The following is a 21,658-nucleotide window of genomic DNA, read 5'->3' on the forward strand; positions in this document are numbered from 1 at the left end:
CCTTCATGTCCCTCCTGCGCCGTCCCTTCTTCCAAACGGAACGTTACCGTTCAGAGACCCAAGCACGGGCCCGGATGCGCGAAGCCCAGACGACATGGCGGCAATACACGCATCTGCCGCTGCGCAGTCTCTGGCATATGTTATGGGAAGCTACACCCGGCCGGATGAACCAGACGCTGGGCGCGACAGCAGCCTGCCTGATCTCTGTGCTGGTCGGTGAGACATGGCAGATTCCCATGACACAGCTTCTGCCTGTCATGCTGCTGGCGCTGTGGAAAGAGGACTGGGTGACCAACTGCCTGCTCGGCCTCATCATGATCCTGTATTTCACGGTGGTGATGGCAGTCATCTATCTCGGGGTCTTCTGGAGTATCAACAATTACTTCCTGATTCTCTTCATCAACCTCGTCTTCTCCTACGTTTTCTTTTTTCTCGAAAATTCCAGCAAGCTCGGGGTGCTGGCGATGCTGGGCGGCCTGTTCGTAACCTTCTTTCTCAGCGATCTGGACACGTTGCCGACCAGCAATCTGGCCACCCGCGCCATCCTGTACTGCTGGCTGGTCTTCGCCCTCATCGGTGTGATCCAGATCGGTGTCTCGCTGGTCGTCTCTCCCTCACCGGAACAGGTGCTGGGCCGTCGGCTGGCCTGGCGCCTGGAGCTTGCGGCACGCCTGCTTGAGGCACCCGAGGATTTTCGCGCCCGCCAGAACGTGCTGGAGCAGATTCAACAGGGCATCACACCCCTGCTGGCCAATGTGTTTCTGAGCGCCAAGGAAAAAGTCTTTCCAGCTCCCCTTCTCGACCGTCTGCGACAGGCTGCCTTGCACAGCTTCACGGTGCTGGTCATGGCTGACCTTGCCAGCTGCTCGCCTGAAGCGGCTCTCCCGGCAGAGCGGCGCGCTTACGCCGCCCTGCTACGGGAAATGGCTGTAACCTGCAAAAACAACGCCCTGCCGGAACTCTCTTCCGTTCCCACCACTTCCAACCCTGCCCTGCAGCGGTTGGGCGCTGCACTGCTGGCTTTCTGCAGCTTCTCGAAAGCGCCATTGCCTGTCCTTTCCACGCCGAAGGGTTTCTTTGTGCCGGATGCCTTCAGCAATCCTGCCCATACGATCTTTTCCTTCAAGGGCACCCTCACCATTTTCCTGGGCATTCTCTGTTACCGCGGCCTGGACTGGAGCGGGATCCATACCTGCGTCATCACCAGCTTCGTCGGGGCCCTGCCGACGATGGGAGAAGTGATCGCCAAGCTGAACCTGCGCCTGATCGGCGCCACCATCGGCTCGCTCATGGGTATGGGCGCCATCATATGGCTGTTGCCGCATTTCATAAGCATCGCCCAGCTTCTCCTGATGTTTCTGGGAATGACAATCATCGCAAGCTGGGTGCAATGCGGCGACCCCCGCATCTCCTATGCCGGCATGCAGATCGGCATCGCCATTTTCCTGTCCACCCTGGCCACCTTCACCCCTGCCACCAACCTTGATGTGCCGCGTGACCGCATTATCGGCACCTTTCTGGGGCTGCTTATCAGCTACGTCGTCTTCACCTGCATCTATCCCACAAGTGCGGCCAGCAAGCTGCCGGGGCTTTTGCGGAAAGTTGACGATCTGCTGCGTCTTACAGAAAAGAGTCAGACTGTCATGGAAAAAACCTTCTACGGCGCCCTGACCGAAGAAGCGATCGCGCGGACTCACCGGATGCTGGAATACAACTTGGTCGAACCGCTCTCCTATCGCCTGCCGGCCCAACGTATCAGCCAGTGCAAACACCGCCTGGAACAGGCCAGCCGGGCGGTCGAGCTTGCCTTGCTTCACGCCGCCTGATGGCGCCGACCACCCCGATGGCTGGCACGGCAACACCGGCAGGGCCGACCCCGCCGCAGACAGCACGGCTGAAAGAGCGGGACGAAAGCCCCGTTCTGCTTCAGCCCGGTAGCCGGGAATACACCTATCTGCCCTGGAAACGGCTGTGGGCGCTGCTCTGGGCACCCGCACCGGGACGGATGGGGCATACAATCCGCCTTACGGTCACCAGCATCGTGGCCATCATGATCGGCGAGATCTGGCATATCCCCGCTTCAGAACTGACGCCGATCATCATTCTCGCCCTCTGGGCACCCGACCGGGTAACCAATGTCATCATCGGCACTTCGGTCTTCTGCCTTTTCAGCGTGATGCTGGTGCTGGTCTATGTGGCCGTGCTTCTCAGCATCAACAATTACTTCCTGACCCTGTTCGTCAACCTGGTCTTCACCTTCATCTTCTTCTACCTCGGCTCAGCCACAAAACTGGGCCTGCTCAGCATCATGAGCGGGCTGAGTTTCTGTTTCTTTCTCCTCATGCTGGACCAGGTCCCCATCAGTGACCTGATCTCGCGCGCCCTGCTTTATTCCTGGCTGGAAACCGCCATTACCGGGGCCACCATGGTTGCCATGGCCCTGCTCATCGCCCCTTCTCCCCTCCAGCTCACGCTCGGCCAGATCAGCGCCCGCCTGAAGACCTGCGCCGGGCTGCTCCGCGCCCCTGAAGATCCCACCCTTCAGGAAAAAGCACGCGATTTCCTCCTCGTCGGCGTAACGCCCATGCTGACAGGCCTGGGAATGGCCAAGCTGGAGAAGCTCTGGCGCCCGATTGTGCTCAACCGCGCACGCCAGGGGGTATTGAACAGCTTCGCGCTGCTTGCCCTCACCACCCGCTTCGCCCGCGAAGAGTCCTTTCACGACGCACCTCTGGATGAACGCCTGCGCTGCGCCGGGATCTTCGAGACCCTGGCTGACCTGCTCGACCGCAACGCCTTGCCGGATCCCGTTCCCGAGGCCGGTTTCCATTCCCCCGATCTGCAGAAACTGAATGCCCTCCTGCAGGTTCTCTGTGCGCCTTCCTCAGAAACGCTGCCCTCCCCTCCAAAAAGCAGGTTCTTCCTGCCAGGGGCCTTTGAAACCCCCAACCACATACGCTTTGCCATCAAGGGCACGCTTTCAGTCCTGCTCAGCATCCTCATCTACAAGGGCCTGAACTGGAACGGCATACACACCTGCGTCATCACGTGCTTCGTGGTGGCGCTGCCGACGATGGGCGAGATCATTGCCAAGCAGCGCCTGCGCATCATCGGGGCTGTCATCGGCTGCACCCTGGCAGGACTGGCCACAGCCTTTCTCATCCCGCATTTCATCAATGTCGCCCAGCTTATCCTCATGCTAGGACTGGGCATTCTCGCCGGCGGCTGGATAAAATGCGGCAATGAAAGAATCGCCTATGCCGGGTTGCAGATCGTGCTGGCTTCGTATCTTTCCGACCTGACAGCCTTCAAGCCACCGACCGACCTGAGTGTGCCGCTCGATCGCGTCATCGGCATTCTGATCGGACTGGCCATCACCTATGTCGCCTTCACGCGCTTCTGGCCGCAAAGTGCCGGGCAGAAACTGCCAGGCCTGTTCAGAAAACTGCAGACCCAGCTGCATGCCGCAACCCTCGCCCCGACCCCATTGCTGCGTTATGCCGCAACCGCCAAAGTGACGGAAACCATCAGTTCGACGGAACGCACGCTGGAATACAACATGCTTGAACCTGTCCCTTATTGTCCCACTCCGTCGCAACTGCGCACTTACCGTACCCTCCTGTTGCAGGCAGGAGAACTGGCAGGGGATATCCTGATCGCGCCGGACTATCCGGCTGAACTTGGCGCGGCTGCCGCACTTTTCGAGCGCCTGACTGACGGTCTTGCCCCATGAAGGCGCGGCATCTTTGCGGTTTACCGGCCCTTCTGCCTGCCTTCCTGCTGGCAGGCTGTGCCACAAGCGCCCTGCGGGATGCCCCTGCCAGCCCTGACCGGCCCTGGCAGATGCATGTGGATGCCAAGGGACGCCTCGCCCTCGATGGCCCTTCTGAGGGCTCTTCTGACAACAGGGGGATGCAGAAACCTCTCACCCTGCCATCCGGCTACCGCCTCCCTTCTGCCAGGCTTCCTGCCATGCGGACGCCGCTCATCCCTCATGCCGATCATGCCTATTCCCTGCCTGAGCTGATCGACATCGCCCAGACCACCAATCCGGAAACACGCGTCGCCTGGAACACGGCCCGCAACGTGGCCCTGGCCAGCGGCATTTCCGAAAGCATCTATCTGCCCCAACTCGCCGCCTCGGTGGTCGGCGGATACAGTCACATGAAGCGCACCAAGCAGAACATGGCGTTTTCCAACGGACGCATGGGCGTCAACAATGACGGGGAGCTCCAGTCCATCGCCATGACCTGGCTGCTTTTTGATTTCGGCAAGAAACAGGCCGTCCAGAAAGCCGTTCGCCTTGAAACACTGGCCAGTGACATCGGCTTCACCGGCGCGCATCAGAAAGTGATCTACAACGTCACTCTCGCCTATTACCTCTACGCCGCAGCACAGGAACACATCCAGCTGATTGCCCGCGCGCTTGACAATGCCCGCGCCATCGCCCAGGCGGCCAAAGCAAACCTGCAGCATGGGCAGGCCAGCGCCATTGACGTAGCCCAGGCCGAGCAGGAAGTGGCCCAGATGCAGCTGCGCAAGATCCAGGCGGAAGGGGCAACACAGAACCTGTATATCGGCCTGCTGAACGCCATGGGGCTGCCGCCCACCACGCAGATCACCCTCAGCCTCTCGGAAGGGCACAGCCCGACCCGGGCCGATATCCGCCTGACCGAGCACATGGTGGAAGAAGCGGTTGCACGCCGGCCGGATGTGCAGGCCGCCTATGCCCTGGCCCGCTCGGCTGAAAGCAGGATCGAAGCAGCGCGGGCAGAATTCCGCCCCAAGATCTTTCTCTCCGGCAATGCGACCTACAGCGTAGGCCAGCTGGGGCTGACAGGTCTGCCCGGCATCGGCCCCAACAGCTCGCCCAGCCTCAATATCGGCAACAGCAATTTCAGCGGACTGATTTTGGGGGGGATCACTGTTCCCATTTACGATGGTGGCATGCGCCTTGCCCAGTTGCGCCAGGCCCAGAACAATGCCGACAGTGCGCGCGAAAAACTCCGGATGACACGTGACAATTCAGTGCGTGAGATCGTCGTCGCGCAAAATGGCCTGACGACCGGACAAAGCGCGTTCGAGGCCGCCACCGCCCTCGAACGGACAGCGCGCACCGGCTACAACGCCGCCTTGACCGCCTATCGCTCCGGAGAAGGGACAGTAACCCGCCTGCTGGAAATGCAGAACGGCCTGTTCAACGCCACGATGAGCCGGTCAGACAGCTATTATGCCACCCTCGCCGCAGCTGCCACCCTCGCCTTTGCCACCGGCTCTCTGGGTGACGCGCAGGCTGTCACCGCCGCAACCGCCCCTGCTGAAACACCGGCAGGTCTGTCCATGCCGCCAGGCGCAATGCCGTCACCTCTTGCGCCCCCGGCTACCGGAGCGGTCGGGACAGTCCCCGGCCTGGCTTTCCCACCCACGCCTGAAGCTGTCTCTCCCTGAATGCTGCAGGGTTGAAACATTGTAAGAGCGAACCAGAAAAAAAGCGCCCTGCCCAAAAGGCAGAACGCTTTTCTCTCAGAAAGACTTGAAACTGCCTTTCTGAAACAGGGCTGCAGAGAAGCCGTTACCGACCAGCCTCACTCATCACCCATATCCGCATTGCTGTCAGGAGAGACAGCAACGAAAAGCTGCTGGCCGTCACGCAGGATGCGCAGGAGAGGCGGCTGATGGGCACTCATGGCCTTCTGCACCAGCGTGACCACAGCTTTGGGCGTGGGCGTCGCCTGGGGACCGACGCCGACAATCACATCCCCCGGACGGATACCCGCATGCTCGGCAGGGCTGTCAGGGGCGACACCTGCCACCACGGCGCCCTGCACGTTTTCATCCAACCCCAGCTCCTGACGGACGCGCGGCGTCAGCGAGGACAGCGACACACCGACCCGACCGGGCTTGGTATCGGCCGCATCAGCGTTCTGGTCCGGGCTGCGGGCGCTCAGATTGGCCGTCACGAACTCGATGTTCTGCTTCTTGCCATCACGCAGCACTTCAACAGTGGCCTTGGTGCCCGGCGCCAGCTCCGTCACGTGCACGGCCAGATCATGGCCGCTGAGAACAGGGTGACCGTTAAGGGCCAGAATGACGTCACCACTCTTCAGACCCGCCTTTTCAGCTGGGCTGCCACGGCCTACTGAAGCCACCAGCGCGCCATGCGGCGGCGCACCCGGTCCGGCCAGGGGCAGATGCAGGGCCTGCGCCATGACAGGGGAAATGTCCTGCACCTCAACACCCATGGAGCCGCGCACCACGTGACCGTTCTTGCGGAGCTGGGCCACCACGGCCTTGACCGTGTCAGACGGAATGGCAAAGCCGATGCCGATCGAGCCACCGCCATTGGCGGACATGATCATGGAGTTCACCCCGATGACCTTGCCATTGAGGGTAATCAGCGGACCGCCGGAATTGCCCTGGTTGATGGGCGCATCCACCTGGATGAAGTCATTATAGGCGCCTGAATGCAGGTCACGCCCCATGGCGGAAATGATGCCGGCCGTCACGGTGCCGCCAAGACCGAAGGGATTGCCCACAGCGACAACCCACTGGCCGGGCTGGGCATCATCGGAATTGCCGAGATCCACATAAGGAAGCGGTTTGGAGACCTTGACGTGCAACAGGGCAAGATCCGTTTTGGGATCGGTGCCGACAATGCGCGCAGGCAGGCTCGTGCCGTCATCAAGCTTGACCATGACGCGGGTCGCGCCTTTGACAACGTGATTGTTGGTGACGATGTAGCCATCCGGTGAAATCAGGAAGCCCGAGCCACGCGCCTCGATCAGGCGGTTGGAAGGCTGCGGGGCGGACTGAAAGGGAAAGGGCATGAAGGGGAAGGGAAACCCCATGCCGCCGCCCATGCCCATCCCGTTGCCAGGGCCCATGGGGGCGGAACCGGACGGGCCTTCCTGGACGTCATCTTCCTTGATACGCGCGCTGATGGAAACAACAGCAGGCTTCACCTTGTGCACGATCTGCACGAAATCAGGCAGGCCCTGGCATTTGCAGGGAGCGCCGGAGGTTGTGGTGGAAACCGTGCTCTGCGGGTTGATCGGCGCTGTCTTGGCAGCCCCGCTATCGGTCCCAGCAGCCGGATCAGCCAGAGCCGGGAGAGGACGCAGCCCCGCACCGATCAGCGGAACAGCTGTCAGCAGGGCAAGTGAGAAGCGCATGGAATGCCTGACAGGCATCCTGCGGAAAGAAAAAACATCACGGAAGAGAGGAAAACGGGAAGGCGAGGTCATCTCAACGATCCTGACAATAATACAATGGCGACGTGAACAATAAAAACCGGAATATTCAAGACACGTCTGGAACTGTTCTTTATTCAGTCCACACAGCCCTTCACCCGTCTTGCATTTCTCCTGACGGAAACGCGCCTTGACCAGATGAAGCAGCTCTGCATTCTGAAGACTTGAATGGAGATATGGCGTCACCGGAAAAATCTTCAACGGAAGCAAAGCTAAAACATCCGTAACGGACTGGAAAAGTCCTCTATGGATTTCTGCGATTTTCTGCCAACGGCAGAGACCTGAGACCACGAAAAAACGCCTGCAGGAGCGCGCCGCTCTCCCTTTCGTTCATGCCACTGATGATTTCCTGCGGTCGGTGCAGGCAACCTGGCTGGCGGAAGAGCTGCGCGCCATGGTCCACCCCGCCTCCCTTGGGATCATAAGCGCCGTAAACCAGGCGACGGATGCGAAAATGCCCCAGCGCGGCCGCGCACATGGCACAGGGCTCCAGCGTCACCACCAGCGTGCAGCCTTCCAGGCGTGCGCTGCCAATCTTCCGCGCAGCCCGTCGCAGGGCCAGAATCTCGGCATGGGCAGAGGCGTCAAGGTCTCGCTCGACCCGGTTGGCAGCGCGCGCCAGCAGGCACCCTTCGGCATCCAGCACCACCGCGCCGACCGGCACTTCGCCGCAACGCGCAGCCTGTGCCGCTTCCTCCAGCGCCATTGCCATAGCTTCGGAAGGACTGAGAGGGCCCCCGGCATGGCGTCTTTCCTCCAGGGCTGGGTGCTTCTCCAAGATGTCTCTCCGTTTAATTCCGTGCAGGCTGTTGCAGAAAACAGACTGCGGGAAAGGTTTGCAGCCATTCAACGGGCGGTCTATGTCGGAAAGATGAAAAACGCGCCTTCTCCTCCTGCCCGTTCCAACTCCTCAGACCCACAGCCGGACCCCGCTTCCGCGCCCGTCATGGGGCCTCTGCTGCCCGCCGAGGAAGCCGCACAGCGCGGCGAGCGGATCGCCAAGTTTCTCGCCCGCTGCGGGGTGGCGAGCCGACGTGATGTTGAGCGCATGATTGATGAAGGCCGCATCGTGGTGAACGGCCACCGGGTCACCCACCCCGCCACTTTCGTGCTGCCCACTGACCGCGTCCTGGTCAATGGCAAACCCGTCGAGCCGCCCCAGCGTACCCGGCTGTGGCGCTACCACAAACCCTGCGGCCTGGTCACCACCCATCACGACCCGCAGGACCGCCCGACAGTATTCGATTCCCTGCCGCCCGGACTGCCACGTGTGATCAGCGTGGGACGCCTCGACCTCAATTCCGAGGGCCTGCTGCTCCTCACCAATGACGGCAGCCTTGCACGCGAGCTGGAACTGCCAGCGCGCAAATGGATCCGGCGCTACCGGGTACGTGTCTTCGGCGAGGTGGACCAAAAGCGGCTGGCGGACCTGGCCGGGGGATCGCGTTTTGAAGGCGTGGAATACGGACCGATCGAGGCGGTCGTTGATTCGCAGCGCGGCGACAACTCCTGGCTGACCGTCAGCCTGCGCGAGGGCAAGAACCGCGAAATCCGGCGCGTGATGATGGGGTTGAACCTGCATGTCAGCCGGCTGCTGCGCCTCTCTTACGGCCCCTTCCAGCTCGGCAACCTCAAGCCGGGCGAACTGGAGGAAGTGCCGGGCAAGGTGATTGCCGAGCAGATCCCTGCCCTCAAGGAGGCCATGCGCCACAAAAAACGCTGAACAGGGTTTGGCAGCACAGGCTTTCCAGCCAGCAGCCATGGGCCCCTTCCCATGATTTTTACCTGATGAAAGAGGCCCGCAATGCGCATTATCGGCGGCAGTGAAAAAGGACGCAGGCTGAGTGTGCCGAAAGGCGATCGCACCAGACCCACTGCCGACCGCACGCGCCAGGCGCTGTTCGACATGCTGATCCATGCGCCCTGGTTCGGGCGTGAGAAGCTCGAACAGGCCCTGGTCCTTGATGGCTTTGCCGGCACAGGCGCGCTGGGGCTAGAAGCGCTTTCACGCGGCGCCCCCCGTGCCGTCTTCATGGAGAAAAGCCGCCCAGGCCTTGCCGTTCTGTGGGACAATATCCGCAGCTGCCACATGGAAGAGCGCGTCCGCGTTCTCCCCTGCGACACGACACGTCCGCCACGGGCCCGCGAGACAGCGCAGCTCGTTTTTCTGGACCCGCCCTACGGGCGTGACCTGGTCAGAAAAGGCGCGCGTGCCCTCAGCCATATGGACTGGATCAGCCCCCAATCCGTCATCGTTGCCGAAACGGAAAACACGCCTGAAGGTTTCCAGCTTCCAGGGGCCGAGCTGCTGGCCGCCCGTCCTTCCGGCGCAGCGCTGCTGACGGTCTGGACGCAATACCGGCCAGAGGGTCAAACAGGCCCCTGACCCCTTCCTGCCAGCTTCCGCACACGGCAGAATCATGCATAGCCGCATCATGGCGGGTTATCATTCTGCCCCGCAGCTTATAATATCGCTTTTCACAATATTTCCAGCCGGTCTCCGCACCGGCACCCTGACAGCTTTCCTGCTCCGCTTGAACGCGTAAAGGCAGAACTCCCGATAAGGAATAGAGGCCGCCTTGGCTTTTCTCAGACGTTTGCGCCGCCAGTCTTCCGCCATTCAGCCGCCTGGCACCCCGCCAGCTGACATCGCTCCGCAGGGCAGCCTTCCCCCGGGCAAAGGCCCAAGCGTTGCGGCGTCCCGTCTGTCACGCCTGCTCTCGGCGCGGCTGATGGAGCTGATCGGGCTGGGGCTTCTGGTGGTTGCCGTCGGTATTGCTGCCGCCCTGTTCAGCTTCAACCCGCATGATCCTTCCTTCAACACGGCCACCGGCACCCAGCCGACCAATCTCTTCGGGCGCGCGGGAGCGACGGTATCGGATGCACTGATCCAGATGCTCGGTCTCGGCTGCATCCTGCCTGTTCTGGTCCTGCTGGCCTGGGCCTGGCGGCTGGTGCGCCACCACGGCATGAATGCGCCGCTGCTGCGCATCGTTGCCGCCCTTCTGCTGCTGCCCGCTGCGGCCCTCTTTGTGGGCGTGCTGCAGCTTCTGTTGCCCGGCGGCCAGGTTGCCTGGCCCTCAGCCAGTGGGCTGGGCGGGGAGGTCGGCGCCTCTCTGGGGCGGAAGCTGCTGAACGCCATGCAGTGGGAGATGGGCGCGACCGGCACCGTGCTGGGCGTCATGCTCGCCCTGAGCCTGCTGGGCATCCTCGTGCCCCTGTCCATGGGGCTGCACGGCTATGAATGGCGGGCGGTCGGGCGCGGGCTGTGGGCCATGGCACGCTGGCCCGTGCGTGCGTGGCGGGGCCTGCGCGGCACGCCGCAGCCGCCATCCAGTGGGCGCGTCTACCAGCCCCAGCCCATCCCTGCCCGCGCAAGCGTTGCCGGCATGAACGGCACAACATTGCCCAGCGGCTTTCCCCGGCGCCAGTTCGGCCGCGCTGCCCCGGCCCTGCCCCCGCAGACAGAAACCGCCCCCGCTTCCACCTGGGTCGAGCCGCCCCAGGCAGCCCAGTCCGACCTGGCGCCTTGGGAGCGGGCGATGTCTGGCGCCGAAACGCCTGAAGAAGCCAATCACGGCTACGGCAACTATGGCGCCGCCCCCCACACGCCTGAGCCACAGGAACCACCGCCCAATCCCTATGCGGAAATGCTGGCCAAAATCCACCGCACCAGTGACAGCCCACCGCCCCCCATCCCCCGGCAGATTGACGATGAAGGCGATGAGGAGGAATACACGCAGGCGCCCCTGCCCGCAGCACCCAGCACGCCCGGCCAGACCCTGAGGCGCTTCATCAGCCGCAGCCTCGGCGATGGGGGCGGCAATGCCGCACCGGCCGGCCCCGCGCCTTACGTGCAACAGGCAGCCCCTGCACCCGTTGCAGCTTCCGCTGCCCCGCCAGCCCCCAGCGCCGCGTGGGAGCCGCCTTCGCTCGACCTGCTCAACCCGCCGCCGCCTTCGGGCCAGACCGGACTGTCGGAAGAAGCGCTGCAGGCCAATGCGCGCCTGCTGGAGAGCGTCCTCAATGATTACGGCGTGCAGGGCAGCATCACCGGCTACCGGGCGGGACCGGTCGTGACCCTTTACGAGCTGGAGCCCGCACCGGGCGTCCGTTCGGCACGCGTCATCGGCCTGGCTGACGATATCGCCCGCTCCCTCGCCGTGCTCAGCGTGCGTATCGCCACCGTGCCGGGGCGCAATGTCATCGGTATTGAAGTGCCCAATGCCGAGCGGGAAACGGTCTATTTCCCCGAGCTGCTGCAGACCAAGGCCTGGACCGGCTCACGCGGCAAGCTGGAGCTGGCGCTCGGCAAGGACATCGCCGGTGAACCGGTCTTTGCTGACCTGGCGCGCATGCCCCACCTGCTGGTTGCGGGCACGACCGGCTCGGGCAAATCGGTCGGGATCAATGCCATGATCCTCTCGCTCCTCTACCGGCTCAGCCCTGAAGACTGCCGCCTGATCCTGATCGACCCCAAGATTCTCGAGCTTTCCATCTATGACGGCATCCCCCACCTCATGACGCCCGTGGTGACGGAGCCGCCCAAGGCGGTGTCAGCGCTCAAATGGGCCGTTCAGGAGATGGACCGCCGGTACCGCCTGATGGCTGACCACCAGGTGCGCAACATCAGCAGCTACAACGACCGGATCCGCCGCCTGCGCGATTCAGGCGAAGCGCCGACACGCCGGATCCAGACCGGTTTCGACCCTGAAACGGGCCGTCCGGTTTTTGACGAGCACCGGCTGCCGCTTGAGCACCTGCCCTATATCGTCATCGTGATCGACGAGATGGCCGATCTGATGATGACCGCCGGCAAGGAGATCGAGGCCGCCGTCCTGCGTCTGGCGCAGAAGGCGCGTGCGGCGGGCATTCACGTCATCATGGCCACACAGCGGCCTTCGGTGGATGTCATCACCGGCACCATCAAGGCCAACTTCCCGACCCGCATTTCCTTTCAGGTCACCAACAAGTTCGACAGCCGCACCATTCTCGGCGAACAGGGCGCAGAACAGCTCCTGGGGCGCGGCGACATGCTCTTCATGCAGGGCGGCGCGCGCATCACACGTGTGCACGGCCCGTTCATCAGCGATGAGGAAGTGGAGGCGGTCGTCAATGACCTGCGCTCCAAGGGCCAGCCGGTCTACAATGCTGACGTGGTGGCTGATGAGGAGCCTGAGGAAAGCGCATCCGGCAGCTCGGGAGGCGGCAAGGGCGGTGACGGGGATGGCTCGAGCGACCTTTATGAGCAGGCGGTCAATCTGGTCCTGCGCGAGAACCGCGCTTCCACCAGCTTCGTGCAGCGCCACCTCTCCATCGGCTATAACCGCGCCGCCAACATTATCGACCAGATGGAACGCGAAGGCATCATCAGCCCGGCCAACCATGTCGGCAAGCGCGAAATCCTGGCCTCCAGGTCGCGTGGCAATGATTTCGACGGCGAGGATGAAGACGGGGAAGGCGCGGATGGGTTCTCATGAGCCCCCCTCCCCTCTTCCGCCCAGGCGCAGCGCTGCCGATCCTGTGGGAAAATGACCGCTGCGCCATCATCAACAAACCCTCAGGCCTCCCTGTCCACCCCGGTCCGCGCACCACCGACACGGTTGAAAGCCGTTTCCTGCCCCAGAAGCGCGGCGGCCCCTGGCTGGTGCACCGCCTTGACGCCGATACGGCCGGCTGCCTGCTGATCGCCCGCAGAAAGACAGCTCTCACCCAGCTGCAGGAAGCCTTTGCCGGGCGGCAGGTGCGCAAGGTTTACTGGGCTATCGTGCAGGGACGGCCCGTGCAGGCGGAAGGCCTGATCGACAATTTCCTGCACAAGGAAAGCCTAGGGAACGGGCAGGGATGGAAAATGGCCGCCGTGCCGGCCTCCGGCATGACGGGAACCGATAAAGGCTCAGGCGCTCTGCCGGCCCGCACGCGCTGGAAGCTTGTGGCCCACAACCCGGAGAAGGACATCAGCCTGCTGGAACTGGAACTGCTGACAGGACGGACCCATCAGGCGCGCGTGCATTGCGCAACGTTGGGCACGCCCATTCTGGGGGATCCTGTATATGGCACCGTTCCCCATCCGGGTTTATCACATGTGCCCATGCAGCTTCTGGCCCGGCAGCTCCAGGTTAAGGGACCGGAAAGCGAAAAGCCTCTTGAAGCCGTCGCCCCGCCTGAAGCTGACATGGCGCGCCTCATTGCCACGATGGCGCCCGCCTGAAAGGGGCCTGTTCACCAAAGGCGCCCAGCCTTCGGCTCGATAGCGCACTCAACATCAATGGCGGTTATACCGAGCCCTGATGCCCCTAAGCTCTTTCCATCAGGATTTTAATCAGGGCTGGGGATCCATCAGCATCCGGGTGACGCGGCGCTTGAAGGGCACCAAGCGGTCAGCCAGGCGCAGGCCAAGCTTGCGGGCCAGCAGGAAGGGCGCTTCATCACGCGTATAGGCCACGGCGATGGCATTGGTGGCTGCAAAAAGCGGGGCCGTTTCGCGGCGCAGGCGGCGCGCGAACGCAGCCAGGGCCCGCGGGGCGCCTGGATCGCCCGAGCCGGCGCTGATCGCGTCAGCAAGGAATTCCTGCGCCTTGATGCCGAAATTGAACCCGTGCGCCGTGATCGGGTGCATGCCCACGGCCGCATCACCGATCAGGGCCAGGCGGGGGCCATGAAAACGGTGGGCGTAAACGGCCTTGAGGGGATAGGTGATGCGCGGGCTTTCCAGGCTGAGCTCACCAAGCCGCCGGTGCGTGCGGCGGGTGATCTCGGCTGAGAATTCTTCGGGCGAGGCAGCCTTGAGACGCGCGATCTCCTCAGGCGGCAGGGTCAGGACGAGCGAAGAGACAGAGCCGGGCTTGCCGTCAGGAGCCACTGGCAGAAGGGCGATCGTCTGGCGTTCATCAAACCACTGCAATGCCGTCTCTTCATGGGAAGGGTGGTGGCGCATGCGGCAGACCAGGATGTCCATGCCGAAATCATGCACGATCGCCCCGATCCCCGCCATGTCGCGCACCCGCGAGAAGCGCCCGTCGGCCCCCACCAGCAGACGCGCCTTGAGCTCTTTGCCGGGCGCAGCTCCGTCAATGCCTGCCGGCTCGTCAAGCTGGATGGAAACCTCCTGGCGGCGGGGCGTGAAGCCTGAGACCGAACGCCCGCAGAGCAGCGTGATTTCAGGCGTGGCTGCAACGCGGCGATACAAAGCGCGGCGGATATGGTGGTTGGCGACCAGATAGCCCAGCGGCCCGTCTCCGCCTTCCGGCCCTGCATCTTCCGCCCTGAAGAGCAGCGGCGATTCAGTGGCGTCCCCGCTTTCCACGCGCGCCACGCGCAGCGGGCAGACGGCGTCAGGCGGGATCTCGTGCCACACGCCTGTCTTCTCCATCCAGTGACGGGTGTGGTGGGTCAGGGCGATTTCCCGCCCGTCAAAGGAGGGATCAGCCAGCACGGATTCAGGCGCGCGCTCCACCACGCAGACCCGCCAGCCATCGCGCGCGCAGGACAGGGCCGCTGCCAGCCCGGCAGGGCCGCCACCGGCTATCACGATATCAAACTCATTGCCGGTTGAGGCAGGCGCAGCCTGGGAAGACGGGGAAGACTTGGTCATTGCAGGACGCCTCCTTGTGCGGTTGGGGGAACGGAACCTCAGCCGGGCTGAGCGCTTTCCCGGTCGACCGGAAAGCTCACTTTGGAGCCGGGCTTCCAGAAAGCGAGATAGGCCTTCGGATCAGGGCGACCGGGCACCGGGCGCGGCCCTGCGGGCGTGCCGATGAACATGAAGCCTGCAAGGCGGTCATCGCCCTTGAGCCCCAGGCTCTCACGCAGCTTCGGGTCATCGCAGAATTTCCCGCTGATCCACTTGCCGCCAAAACCTGCGAGATGCAGCGCGTTCAGCACATTCATGGCCGCAGCCCCGACAGCCATCTCCTGTTCCCAGACCGGAATAGGACTTTCTGGCTGCAGGTGCATTCCCAACGCCAACACAAGCGGCGTGGTGCTGAAGCGCGCAAAACGCATCTCGCGTTTCTTCTCGGGCAGCTCCGGCTCCTGGCGGTCTATCGCGGCCAGCACCTCATGGGCGAAAGCCGGGCGCGCCTCCCCGGTGATCGCCACGTAACGCCAGGGGCGCAGCCGGCCATGGTCCGGCGCGCGCAGGGCGGCTGCCAGAATGGTCTCCAGCGACTGCCCTTCAGGGGCGGGAGCGACCAGATCATCGCGGGAGGCACGGCTCAGCAGCTGCTCGAGGGCCGGGGAAGTCTTGCCGGATGCGTGGCTGGCAGGTGTGGCGGGATCAGATGCGGTCATGCCCCCGTTATGCGCTCCGCATCCCGGACTGGCAACAAGGGACTGGCAACTGGGAAGACACCCTGCAGACATTGGCCCGCAGCCCTGCGCTCCGAGCAGGGGCCACGGCTCTTTCTTCCCGCATGTCCGCCTGATAAGCTCCGCCCATGGCCCGTTCAGACTCCCGCATGCCTGCCGCCGCCCCAGCCAGGACCTTTGAGGCCAGCGCCTACCGGCACCCGTTTTCAGCGGCGGCTTCTGCGGAGACGCTTTCGCCGGCCTCCCCGCGCCGCGCCAAAGTCAGCCGGCGCACGGGCGAGACGGAGATCACCCTCACCCTTTCCCTTGACGGCACCGGCGATGTCCGGCTGGGGACAGGCATCGGGTTTTTCGACCACATGCTTGATGCCCTGGCCCGCCACAGCGGCTTTGACCTGCATCTCGACATGCGCGGTGACCTGAATGTCGATGACCACCACACTATTGAGGATATCGGCATCGCGCTTGGCGAAGCGTTCTGTCAGGCGATCGGCGACAAGCGCGGCATAGAGCGTTTCGGCCAGGCCCTGGTGCCGCTTGATGAAGCCCTGTGCGAAAGTGCGATCGACATTTCAGGCCGCCCCTTTTTGGCATGGGATGTGACTTTCCCGCGGGAATATCTGGGCGCGATGAGCACGGAGATGATCGAGGAATTCTTCCGCGCTTTCGTGATGTCTGCCCGCATCACGGCCCACCTGACGTGCCGGAGCGGCAGGAACGCCCATCACATCGCTGAAAGCGCCTTCAAGTCCTTCGCCCGCGCCCTGCGCATGGCCTGCCGGCGCGACCCCGCCAGTGCCGGGCGCATCCCCTCCACCAAGGGCGTGCTCTGAAATGCCGAGCCAGGCGCAGCGCAGGGGGCGTCCTAGAAGCACAGGGCCGATGCGCGTGGTGATCATTGACTATAACGGCGGCAATCTGGCCTCTGCCGCTCAGGCCACCCGCCGCGCCGCCCAGCTGCGCGGGGTGGAAGCCGAGGTGGTGATTTCGGGAGAGGAAAGCGTGCTGCAATCAGCAGACCGGCTCATCCTGCCGGGCCAGGGCGCTTTCGCCGATTGCGCGCACGGCCTCCACCAGGCCGGTCTGCAACCCGTGCTGGAACGCATGACCCAGGACGGCACGCCGTTTCTCGGTATCTGCGTGGGCATGCAGCTCATGGCTGAAAGCGGGCTGGAACATGGCCGCACGGAAGGTCTGAGCTGGATCAAGGGGGAAGTTGCGCGCATGGAGCCGGCTCCAGGTGAAGCCACAGACGCTGCCGGGACCCTGCGTCTGCCCCATATGGGCTGGAACACGCTGGACTTCACGCCAGGCGCCCACCCGCTGACAGAAGGTGTGCAACCGGGAGAGCATGCCTATTTCGTCCATTCCTATGCCCTGCGCCACGGTGATCCGGCTGAATGCGTGATGACGACGCAGTATGGCGGGCAGGTCCCTGCCATGGTGGCGCGGGGGACGCGGTGCGGGACGCAGTTTCACGTTGAAAAAAGCCAGGAGGTCGGGCTGACCCTGCTCGGCAACTTCCTGCAGTGGCAGCCGGTGCCCTGAATGTCCGGCCCCACCCTCCGCGAGGCCAGCCGGGTTGAAAGCACCCTTGATGAGGTCGACCTCTCCACCCTGACCGACGCCGCCTGCGCCGCCATTCTGGACGGCGCCACGCTTGACTGGACCTACCCGCCGGAACGCGGGGTGCTGGAGCGTTATTTCAACGGGCTGGTGCACACGCCGGGCCGTGCTTTCTTCGTGGTGCGGGGTGATGAGGGTGCAGTGTGCGGCGCAGGCATTCTGGCCTTTCCGGGCGGCGGGACGACCCTGCGCCCCAAAACACGCGCCAAGCTGCTCCGCGCCTTCGTCGCCCCTTATGCGCGCAACAAGGGGCTGGGCACGCTGCTGGTGGAGGAAATGATTGCCACCGCCGGCGCCAGGGGCGCGCAGGTGCTGGATTGCGAAGTGCCTGAAACCTGCCAGGCTGCCGCCCATCTGCTGGAAAAACTGGGCTTCCAGCATTTCGGCACCCATCCCTGCTACCAGCGCCTGGGCGGCAAGAACATTCAGGGGCTCTACTTCACCCGGATTCTTTCCCCCGCCTCTATTGATCCGCCAGCGCATGAGGAGCCCGATCCAGAAGCTGGGCCAGAGGGAGAGGCCGCCTTCACCCTACCAACGCCCTCTTCACCGAAAAGCCCCGTTCCGATGCCTGAGCCCACCCAAGCTGCCCCTTCGACCCTGCCTGACAGACCTGAACGCCCGCGCCTGGCCCTCTACCCTGCCATCGACCTCAAGGAAGGGGCCTGCGTGCGCCTGCGCCAGGGCGAGATGTCAGACGCATTGCATTATTCCGATGATCCCGCCGCCCAGGCCCGCGCCTTTGCCCAGGCCGGTTGCCGGCACCTGCATGTTGTGGACCTGGATGGCGCCTTTGCCGGCCAGTCAGCCAACGGGGCGGCGGTCGAGGCCATCCTCAAAGCCACTTCCCTGCCCGTGCAGCTGGGCGGGGGCCTGCGTGACATGCGCAGCATCGAGCGCTGGCTGGAGGCCGGGGTCAGTCGCGTCATCCTGGGCTCGGCAGCCGTCAAGGACCCCGGGCTGGTCCGCCAGGCCGCGCGCGCCTGGCCCGGCCGTATCGTTGCCGGCATTGATGCCCGGCACGGGCGCGTGGCAACGGAAGGCTGGGCGGAGGTCTCCGAGCTGACCGCGCCCGAGCTGGCGCTGCGCATGGAGGAGGCCGGGGTGGCAGCAGTGATCTTCACCGAGATCACCCGCGACGGCATGCTGGAAGGGCTGGACCTCGACCAGACGGTGGATCTGGCAGCACGCCTCAATATTCCTGTCATCGCCAGCGGCGGCGTGGGCACGCTTGCGCATCTGCGCGCCCTGAAGGCGCGCGCCTGTGCTTTGCCCAAAAGCGGCGCAGGCGGCCTTGGCGGCGTGGTGGTCGGCCGCGCGCTTTATGACGGGCGCATCGGGCTCAAGGAAGCGCTGGACGTATTGGACGGCCCATGCTGAAACTGCGCGTCATCCCCTGCCTGGATGTGCGTGACGGGCGCGTGGTGAAGGGCGTCAACTTCGTCTCCCTGCGCGATGCGGGCGACCCGGTCGAGCAGGCCAGGGTTTATGACCGGGCCGGAGCTGACGAGCTTACCTTCCTTGATATCACCGCCAGCACGGATAACCGCGGCACGATCCTGGACGTGGTGGAACGCACAGCAGCGGAGATCAACCTGCCGCTGACGGTTGGCGGCGGGATCAGGGAATGCGGCGATATCCGCAACCTGCTGCTGCGCGGGGCCGATAAATGCGCCATCAATTCCGCAGCCCTGCGCCGCCCCGAGCTGATCAATGAAGCGGCCGGGCGGTTCGGCAGCCAGTGCGTGGTGGCAGCAATCGACGCACGTGCTGACGGGCGCGGCGGCTGGGAAGTCTTTGCCAGGGGCGGGCGCGAACCCACAGGCATTGACGCCGTTGCCTGGGCACAGGAGCTGGCTGAGCGCGGTGCAGGCGAGATCCTGCTGACCAGCATGGACCGCGACGGCACCCGCTCAGGCTTTGACCTCGAGCTGCTCAAGGCGGTCTGCGCGCGCGTCAACGTGCCTGTGGTCGCTTCAGGCGGCGTAGGCACGCTGGCGCATTTCGTCGAAGGCGCGCAGGCAGGTGCTAGCGGCTTGCTGGCAGCCAGCGTGTTTCACTTCGGGCGGTTTCAGGTGCAGGATGTCAAACAGGCCCTGGCCGATGCCGGCCTGCCCACCCGCCTGGGGCGCTGACCCAGTTTTTCCCTTCCCGCCCAGGAGATTTCCCCATGACCACGCCCGCTTCACCCAAGAGTGCCAATTCAGCCGAAGCCCATGGCCGCCACGTGCTTGAACGGCTGTTTGCTACGGTGGTGGAACGCAGAACGGCCTCGCCCGAGCTGAGCCACTCAGCCCGCCTCATGGCCCGGGGGCGTGACAAGATCGCCCAGAAGTTCGGTGAGGAAGCGGTGGAATGCGTGATCGAGGCGGTGAACGGCAACAAGCCCGCTTTGGTCAGCGAAAGCGCGGACGTGCTTTATCATCTGGTGGTGATGTGGGTGGATGCAGGCGTAACCCCTGAGATGGTCTGGGCTGAGCTTGCCCGCCGCGAAGGCACCAGCGGCGTGGCCGAGAAAGCCGCCAGACCGAAAACCCCCTGATCTTCCACCCCCTTCAAGCAGGAGCGCTCCCCATGGTAACCACTGCCCCCAACCCCGCTTACGACCCCAACAACGTCTTCGCCCGCATCCTGCGCGGCGAGATCCCGTGCCACAAGGTCTATGAAAACGACGCGGCCCTGGCCTTTCACGACATCACGCCCGCGGCCCCGGTGCATGTGCTGGTGATTCCCCGCGGCGCTTACACGGACTTCCATGACTTCACCCGCCGCGCCACGCCTGAGGAGATCGCAAAGTTCTGGCAGGCCGTTGACCACGTGGCCCAACAGGAAAACCTCCTCCCCGCCGGCTTCCGACTGATCACCAATACCGGCCCCGACAGCGGCCAGGAAGTTCCACATTTCCACGTGCACCTTCTCGGCGGCGAAAAACTGGGCCCGTTGCTGAGCCGCAAGGGCTGATGGCGGGAAGGCGCTGAACAAACGCTAACGCCAGCCGGCGCACTGCGAACCCCCTTGCTTTTCCGGCAGGTTTGCCCTAGAAGCAGACCTGCCTCCCGTCCCATTCGTCTAGAGGCCTAGGACACCGCCCTCTCACGGCGGCAACAGGGGTTCGAATCCCCTATGGGACGCCAAAATTTTCTAAACTAGTATAGTAATTAAAACATCTAAGAGGATTTTAATATTCTCTCCTTTCTCTGATTATTAAATTTCGTTCTCTAAGGTAAATTAATTTATTTTTTGAGTAGTAAACACCAAAATCTATTCTGGCTTAATTTAGATAGAACATGATTTACAACTTAAACCCCGTAAATTTCACAACATTAGAAGGAAAAGGTGGAACAGAGAAGTTTGTGATTTTCTTAAATAATCTAGGGGTCATTCCAATTGTAGATATAATACCATACAATCCTATTATATCATTATTTTCCAAATACGTAAGAGCATTTTGCATTAATTCAGCCTGTTCAGGTTTAATTTCACTATCAAATTTTTCCACTTTAGTTTGACCGGTTTTGGTTAAATGTATATTACCCGTACGATATTGATTGGCATCAATCATACCAAGATCAAAAGCACGTCGGAGTATTGCTCTAACGGATACTCCCCAACGTAGTTTCATAGTAAAAATCCCATTCCAATCAAGCAACCGCCGGGTTCTAGGAAATTCTTTTAAAAAGGCTTTACGCGGAATAAGAAAAGCACTGGCAAAGCGATGAGCTTGTCCTTCAGTAAACTTATCTCCAGTAATTATTCCTTGATGCATGATAAGATGGCCTGCTTCATGAGCTAAATCAAAACGAAGCCGGACTGCAGCAACTTTCGCACTCGAGCGAACGATAATTGGGCGGCGTCTTGAAATAGACAATGCATCAATTCGATCTGAAATATCATCAAAATGAGCAACAACCGCGCCTGCATTTTCAACAACCCGAGTCATGTTTGTAATTGGCGCATCTAGGCCAAGTCCCCAATAACGCCTTGCATTCTCAGCAATTTTCTCGACTTCTTCAAAAGAAATTGGGTTGGCAGCCTCGGGAAAATTCACGGTCGGCAAACGAAGCTGCCCGTCTAGCGCTTCAACGATAGTTTCCAAAATCGTACCACGGGCTGCAGCTTGGGCAAGAATGCTTCGAGGAGCTGTGGCAAGGCGTCGAAAATGACAGTCCTCCGTCTGTACAGCTCTCAAATTCGAAGTGCCAAAAAATATTTCTGTAACTTCAAGAACAGCTTCAAGCGCTTTACGTAATTCATCAGCCGGTTCTTTAGCTCCAGTTTCTAACTGATGTAAAAACTGACGACTTACCCCAACAAGCTTACCAAGCTCCTCAAGTGAAAGTCTGGCTAACATACGGGCAAGGCGTAGCTTCTCTCCATAAAAAGGACGTAGATATAGCTCGTTCATGGTCCAGGCTCTATGCGCATCACTACTTTTTATTCTTAACTAAAAATATTAGCTGATCGTAAGAACC

General features: G+C 62.4%; 18 protein-coding genes and 1 tRNA gene. 14 read left to right on the forward strand and 5 right to left on the reverse strand.

Features of this window, described 5'->3' with window-relative positions; translation table 11 throughout:
- Positions 1-5 precede the first annotated feature (5 nt).
- From E3E11_RS02280 to E3E11_RS02290, 3 genes are read left to right on the forward strand one after another with little or no spacing between them, the layout of a single operon-like run.
- Entirely contained in the window at positions 6-1,826 is a 1,821-nt protein-coding gene (locus E3E11_RS02280; protein ID WP_141451002.1) for an FUSC family protein, read from the forward strand.
- Entirely contained in the window at positions 1,826-3,733 is a 1,908-nt protein-coding gene (locus tag E3E11_RS02285; RefSeq protein WP_141451003.1) for an FUSC family protein, read from the forward strand. Before E3E11_RS02280 ends, E3E11_RS02285 begins: the two co-directional genes overlap by 1 nt.
- A complete protein-coding gene (locus E3E11_RS02290; protein ID WP_141451004.1) occupies positions 3,730-5,448 on the forward strand; it encodes a TolC family protein in 1,719 nt (572 codons plus the stop codon). The genes E3E11_RS02285 and E3E11_RS02290 overlap by 4 nt, the downstream gene beginning before the upstream one ends.
- 137 nt (positions 5,449-5,585) lie before the next feature.
- Here E3E11_RS02290 and E3E11_RS02295 read toward each other — a convergent pair whose 3' ends face one another.
- The gene (locus E3E11_RS02295; RefSeq protein WP_141452064.1) at positions 5,586-7,172 is read right to left on the reverse strand and encodes a Do family serine endopeptidase; all 1,587 of its coding nucleotides are present in this window, start codon (positions 7,170-7,172) and stop codon (positions 5,586-5,588) included.
- A gap of 322 nt (positions 7,173-7,494) precedes the next feature.
- Positions 7,495-7,962, reverse strand: coding sequence for a nucleoside deaminase (locus E3E11_RS02300; protein WP_141452065.1), 468 nt, complete (start codon positions 7,960-7,962; stop codon positions 7,495-7,497).
- A 234-nt stretch (positions 7,963-8,196) separates the two neighbouring features.
- Here E3E11_RS02300 and E3E11_RS02305 point away from each other — a divergent pair, with 234 nt between their 5' ends.
- The 4 genes from E3E11_RS02305 to E3E11_RS02320 all read left to right on the forward strand — a co-directional run bounded on the left by E3E11_RS02305 (position 8,197) and on the right by E3E11_RS02320 (position 13,461).
- Positions 8,197-8,973 (forward strand): pseudouridine synthase, encoded by a 777-nt coding sequence (locus E3E11_RS02305; protein WP_141452066.1) that lies wholly within the window; start codon positions 8,197-8,199, stop codon positions 8,971-8,973.
- Between the two features lie 81 nt (positions 8,974-9,054).
- Positions 9,055-9,636: an RsmD family RNA methyltransferase gene (locus tag E3E11_RS02310; protein ID WP_141451005.1), complete on the forward strand. Its 582-nt coding sequence runs from the start codon at positions 9,055-9,057 to the stop codon at positions 9,634-9,636.
- A gap of 193 nt (positions 9,637-9,829) precedes the next feature.
- The gene (locus tag E3E11_RS02315; RefSeq protein ID WP_457852425.1) at positions 9,830-12,730 is read left to right on the forward strand and encodes a DNA translocase FtsK; all 2,901 of its coding nucleotides are present in this window, start codon (positions 9,830-9,832) and stop codon (positions 12,728-12,730) included.
- Complete coding sequence (locus tag E3E11_RS02320) at positions 12,727-13,461, forward strand: RluA family pseudouridine synthase (protein ID WP_141451006.1); 735 nt, start codon at positions 12,727-12,729, stop codon at positions 13,459-13,461. Before E3E11_RS02315 ends, E3E11_RS02320 begins: the two co-directional genes overlap by 4 nt.
- 111 nt (positions 13,462-13,572) lie before the next feature.
- Here E3E11_RS02320 and ubiM read toward each other — a convergent pair whose 3' ends face one another.
- Together ubiM and E3E11_RS02330 are read right to left on the reverse strand one after the other, a co-directional pair.
- On the reverse strand, positions 13,573-14,844 hold the full coding sequence (ubiM, locus tag E3E11_RS02325) for a 5-demethoxyubiquinol-8 5-hydroxylase UbiM (RefSeq protein ID WP_141451007.1): 1,272 nt from the start codon (positions 14,842-14,844) through the stop codon (positions 13,573-13,575).
- Positions 14,845-14,882: 38 nt separating this feature from the next.
- Positions 14,883-15,542, reverse strand: a complete 660-nt coding sequence (locus E3E11_RS02330; protein ID WP_141451008.1) for a nitroreductase family protein — start codon at positions 15,540-15,542, stop codon at positions 14,883-14,885.
- A 146-nt stretch (positions 15,543-15,688) separates the two neighbouring features.
- Here E3E11_RS02330 and hisB point away from each other — a divergent pair, with 146 nt between their 5' ends.
- The 7 genes from hisB to E3E11_RS02365 all read left to right on the forward strand — a co-directional run bounded on the left by hisB (position 15,689) and on the right by E3E11_RS02365 (position 20,320).
- Positions 15,689-16,393 carry an imidazoleglycerol-phosphate dehydratase HisB gene (gene hisB, locus E3E11_RS02335; RefSeq protein ID WP_231118964.1) on the forward strand — a complete coding sequence of 235 codons (705 nt, stop codon included), beginning with the start codon at positions 15,689-15,691 and terminating at the stop codon, positions 16,391-16,393.
- Between the two features lie 49 nt (positions 16,394-16,442).
- Complete coding sequence (gene hisH / locus E3E11_RS02340; RefSeq protein ID WP_141451009.1) at positions 16,443-17,108, forward strand: imidazole glycerol phosphate synthase subunit HisH; 666 nt, start codon at positions 16,443-16,445, stop codon at positions 17,106-17,108.
- The gene (gene hisA / locus E3E11_RS02345; RefSeq protein ID WP_141451010.1) at positions 17,109-18,566 is read left to right on the forward strand and encodes a 1-(5-phosphoribosyl)-5-[(5-phosphoribosylamino)methylideneamino]imidazole-4-carboxamide isomerase; all 1,458 of its coding nucleotides are present in this window, start codon (positions 17,109-17,111) and stop codon (positions 18,564-18,566) included.
- Positions 18,560-19,321: an imidazole glycerol phosphate synthase subunit HisF gene (gene hisF, locus E3E11_RS02350; RefSeq protein WP_141451011.1), complete on the forward strand. Its 762-nt coding sequence runs from the start codon at positions 18,560-18,562 to the stop codon at positions 19,319-19,321. Before hisA ends, hisF begins: the two co-directional genes overlap by 7 nt.
- A 35-nt stretch (positions 19,322-19,356) precedes the next feature.
- A complete protein-coding gene (locus tag E3E11_RS02355) occupies positions 19,357-19,728 on the forward strand; it encodes a phosphoribosyl-ATP diphosphatase (RefSeq protein ID WP_141451012.1) in 372 nt (123 codons plus the stop codon).
- 32 nt (positions 19,729-19,760) lie between these two features.
- Positions 19,761-20,147: a histidine triad nucleotide-binding protein gene (locus E3E11_RS02360; RefSeq protein WP_141451013.1), complete on the forward strand. Its 387-nt coding sequence runs from the start codon at positions 19,761-19,763 to the stop codon at positions 20,145-20,147.
- Positions 20,148-20,244: 97 nt separating this feature from the next.
- Positions 20,245-20,320 (forward strand) — tRNA-Glu (locus E3E11_RS02365).
- Between the two features lie 158 nt (positions 20,321-20,478).
- Here E3E11_RS02365 and E3E11_RS02370 read toward each other — a convergent pair.
- The gene (locus E3E11_RS02370) at positions 20,479-21,591 is read right to left on the reverse strand and encodes an XRE family transcriptional regulator (RefSeq protein ID WP_141451014.1); all 1,113 of its coding nucleotides are present in this window, start codon (positions 21,589-21,591) and stop codon (positions 20,479-20,481) included.
- Positions 21,592-21,658: the final 67 nt, after the last annotated feature.

The organism is Oecophyllibacter saccharovorans, assembly GCF_006542375.1.
Classification (GTDB): Bacteria; Pseudomonadota; Alphaproteobacteria; order Acetobacterales; family Acetobacteraceae; genus Oecophyllibacter; species Oecophyllibacter saccharovorans.

Coding starts and splice junctions, on each gene's coding strand:
- hisF (WP_141451011.1), top strand. CDS start 18,560: ATGCTGAAACTGCGCGTCATCCCCTGCCTGGATGTGCGTGACGGGCGC.
- E3E11_RS02370 (WP_141451014.1), bottom strand. CDS start 21,591: ATGAACGAGCTATATCTACGTCCTTTTTATGGAGAGAAGCTACGCCTT.
- hisH (WP_141451009.1), top strand. CDS start 16,443: ATGCGCGTGGTGATCATTGACTATAACGGCGGCAATCTGGCCTCTGCC.
- E3E11_RS02285 (WP_141451003.1), top strand. CDS start 1,826: ATGGCGCCGACCACCCCGATGGCTGGCACGGCAACACCGGCAGGGCCG.
- E3E11_RS02360 (WP_141451013.1), top strand. CDS start 19,761: ATGGTAACCACTGCCCCCAACCCCGCTTACGACCCCAACAACGTCTTC.
- E3E11_RS02290 (WP_141451004.1), top strand. CDS start 3,730: ATGAAGGCGCGGCATCTTTGCGGTTTACCGGCCCTTCTGCCTGCCTTC.
- E3E11_RS02295 (WP_141452064.1), bottom strand. CDS start 7,172: ATGCGCTTCTCACTTGCCCTGCTGACAGCTGTTCCGCTGATCGGTGCG.
- hisA (WP_141451010.1), top strand. CDS start 17,109: ATGTCCGGCCCCACCCTCCGCGAGGCCAGCCGGGTTGAAAGCACCCTT.
- E3E11_RS02355 (WP_141451012.1), top strand. CDS start 19,357: ATGACCACGCCCGCTTCACCCAAGAGTGCCAATTCAGCCGAAGCCCAT.
- E3E11_RS02305 (WP_141452066.1), top strand. CDS start 8,197: ATGGGGCCTCTGCTGCCCGCCGAGGAAGCCGCACAGCGCGGCGAGCGG.
- hisB (WP_231118964.1), top strand. CDS start 15,689: ATGGCCCGTTCAGACTCCCGCATGCCTGCCGCCGCCCCAGCCAGGACC.
- E3E11_RS02280 (WP_141451002.1), top strand. CDS start 6: ATGTCCCTCCTGCGCCGTCCCTTCTTCCAAACGGAACGTTACCGTTCA.
- E3E11_RS02330 (WP_141451008.1), bottom strand. CDS start 15,542: ATGACCGCATCTGATCCCGCCACACCTGCCAGCCACGCATCCGGCAAG.
- E3E11_RS02320 (WP_141451006.1), top strand. CDS start 12,727: ATGAGCCCCCCTCCCCTCTTCCGCCCAGGCGCAGCGCTGCCGATCCTG.
- ubiM (WP_141451007.1), bottom strand. CDS start 14,844: ATGACCAAGTCTTCCCCGTCTTCCCAGGCTGCGCCTGCCTCAACCGGC.
- E3E11_RS02300 (WP_141452065.1), bottom strand. CDS start 7,962: ATGGCAATGGCGCTGGAGGAAGCGGCACAGGCTGCGCGTTGCGGCGAA.
- E3E11_RS02310 (WP_141451005.1), top strand. CDS start 9,055: ATGCGCATTATCGGCGGCAGTGAAAAAGGACGCAGGCTGAGTGTGCCG.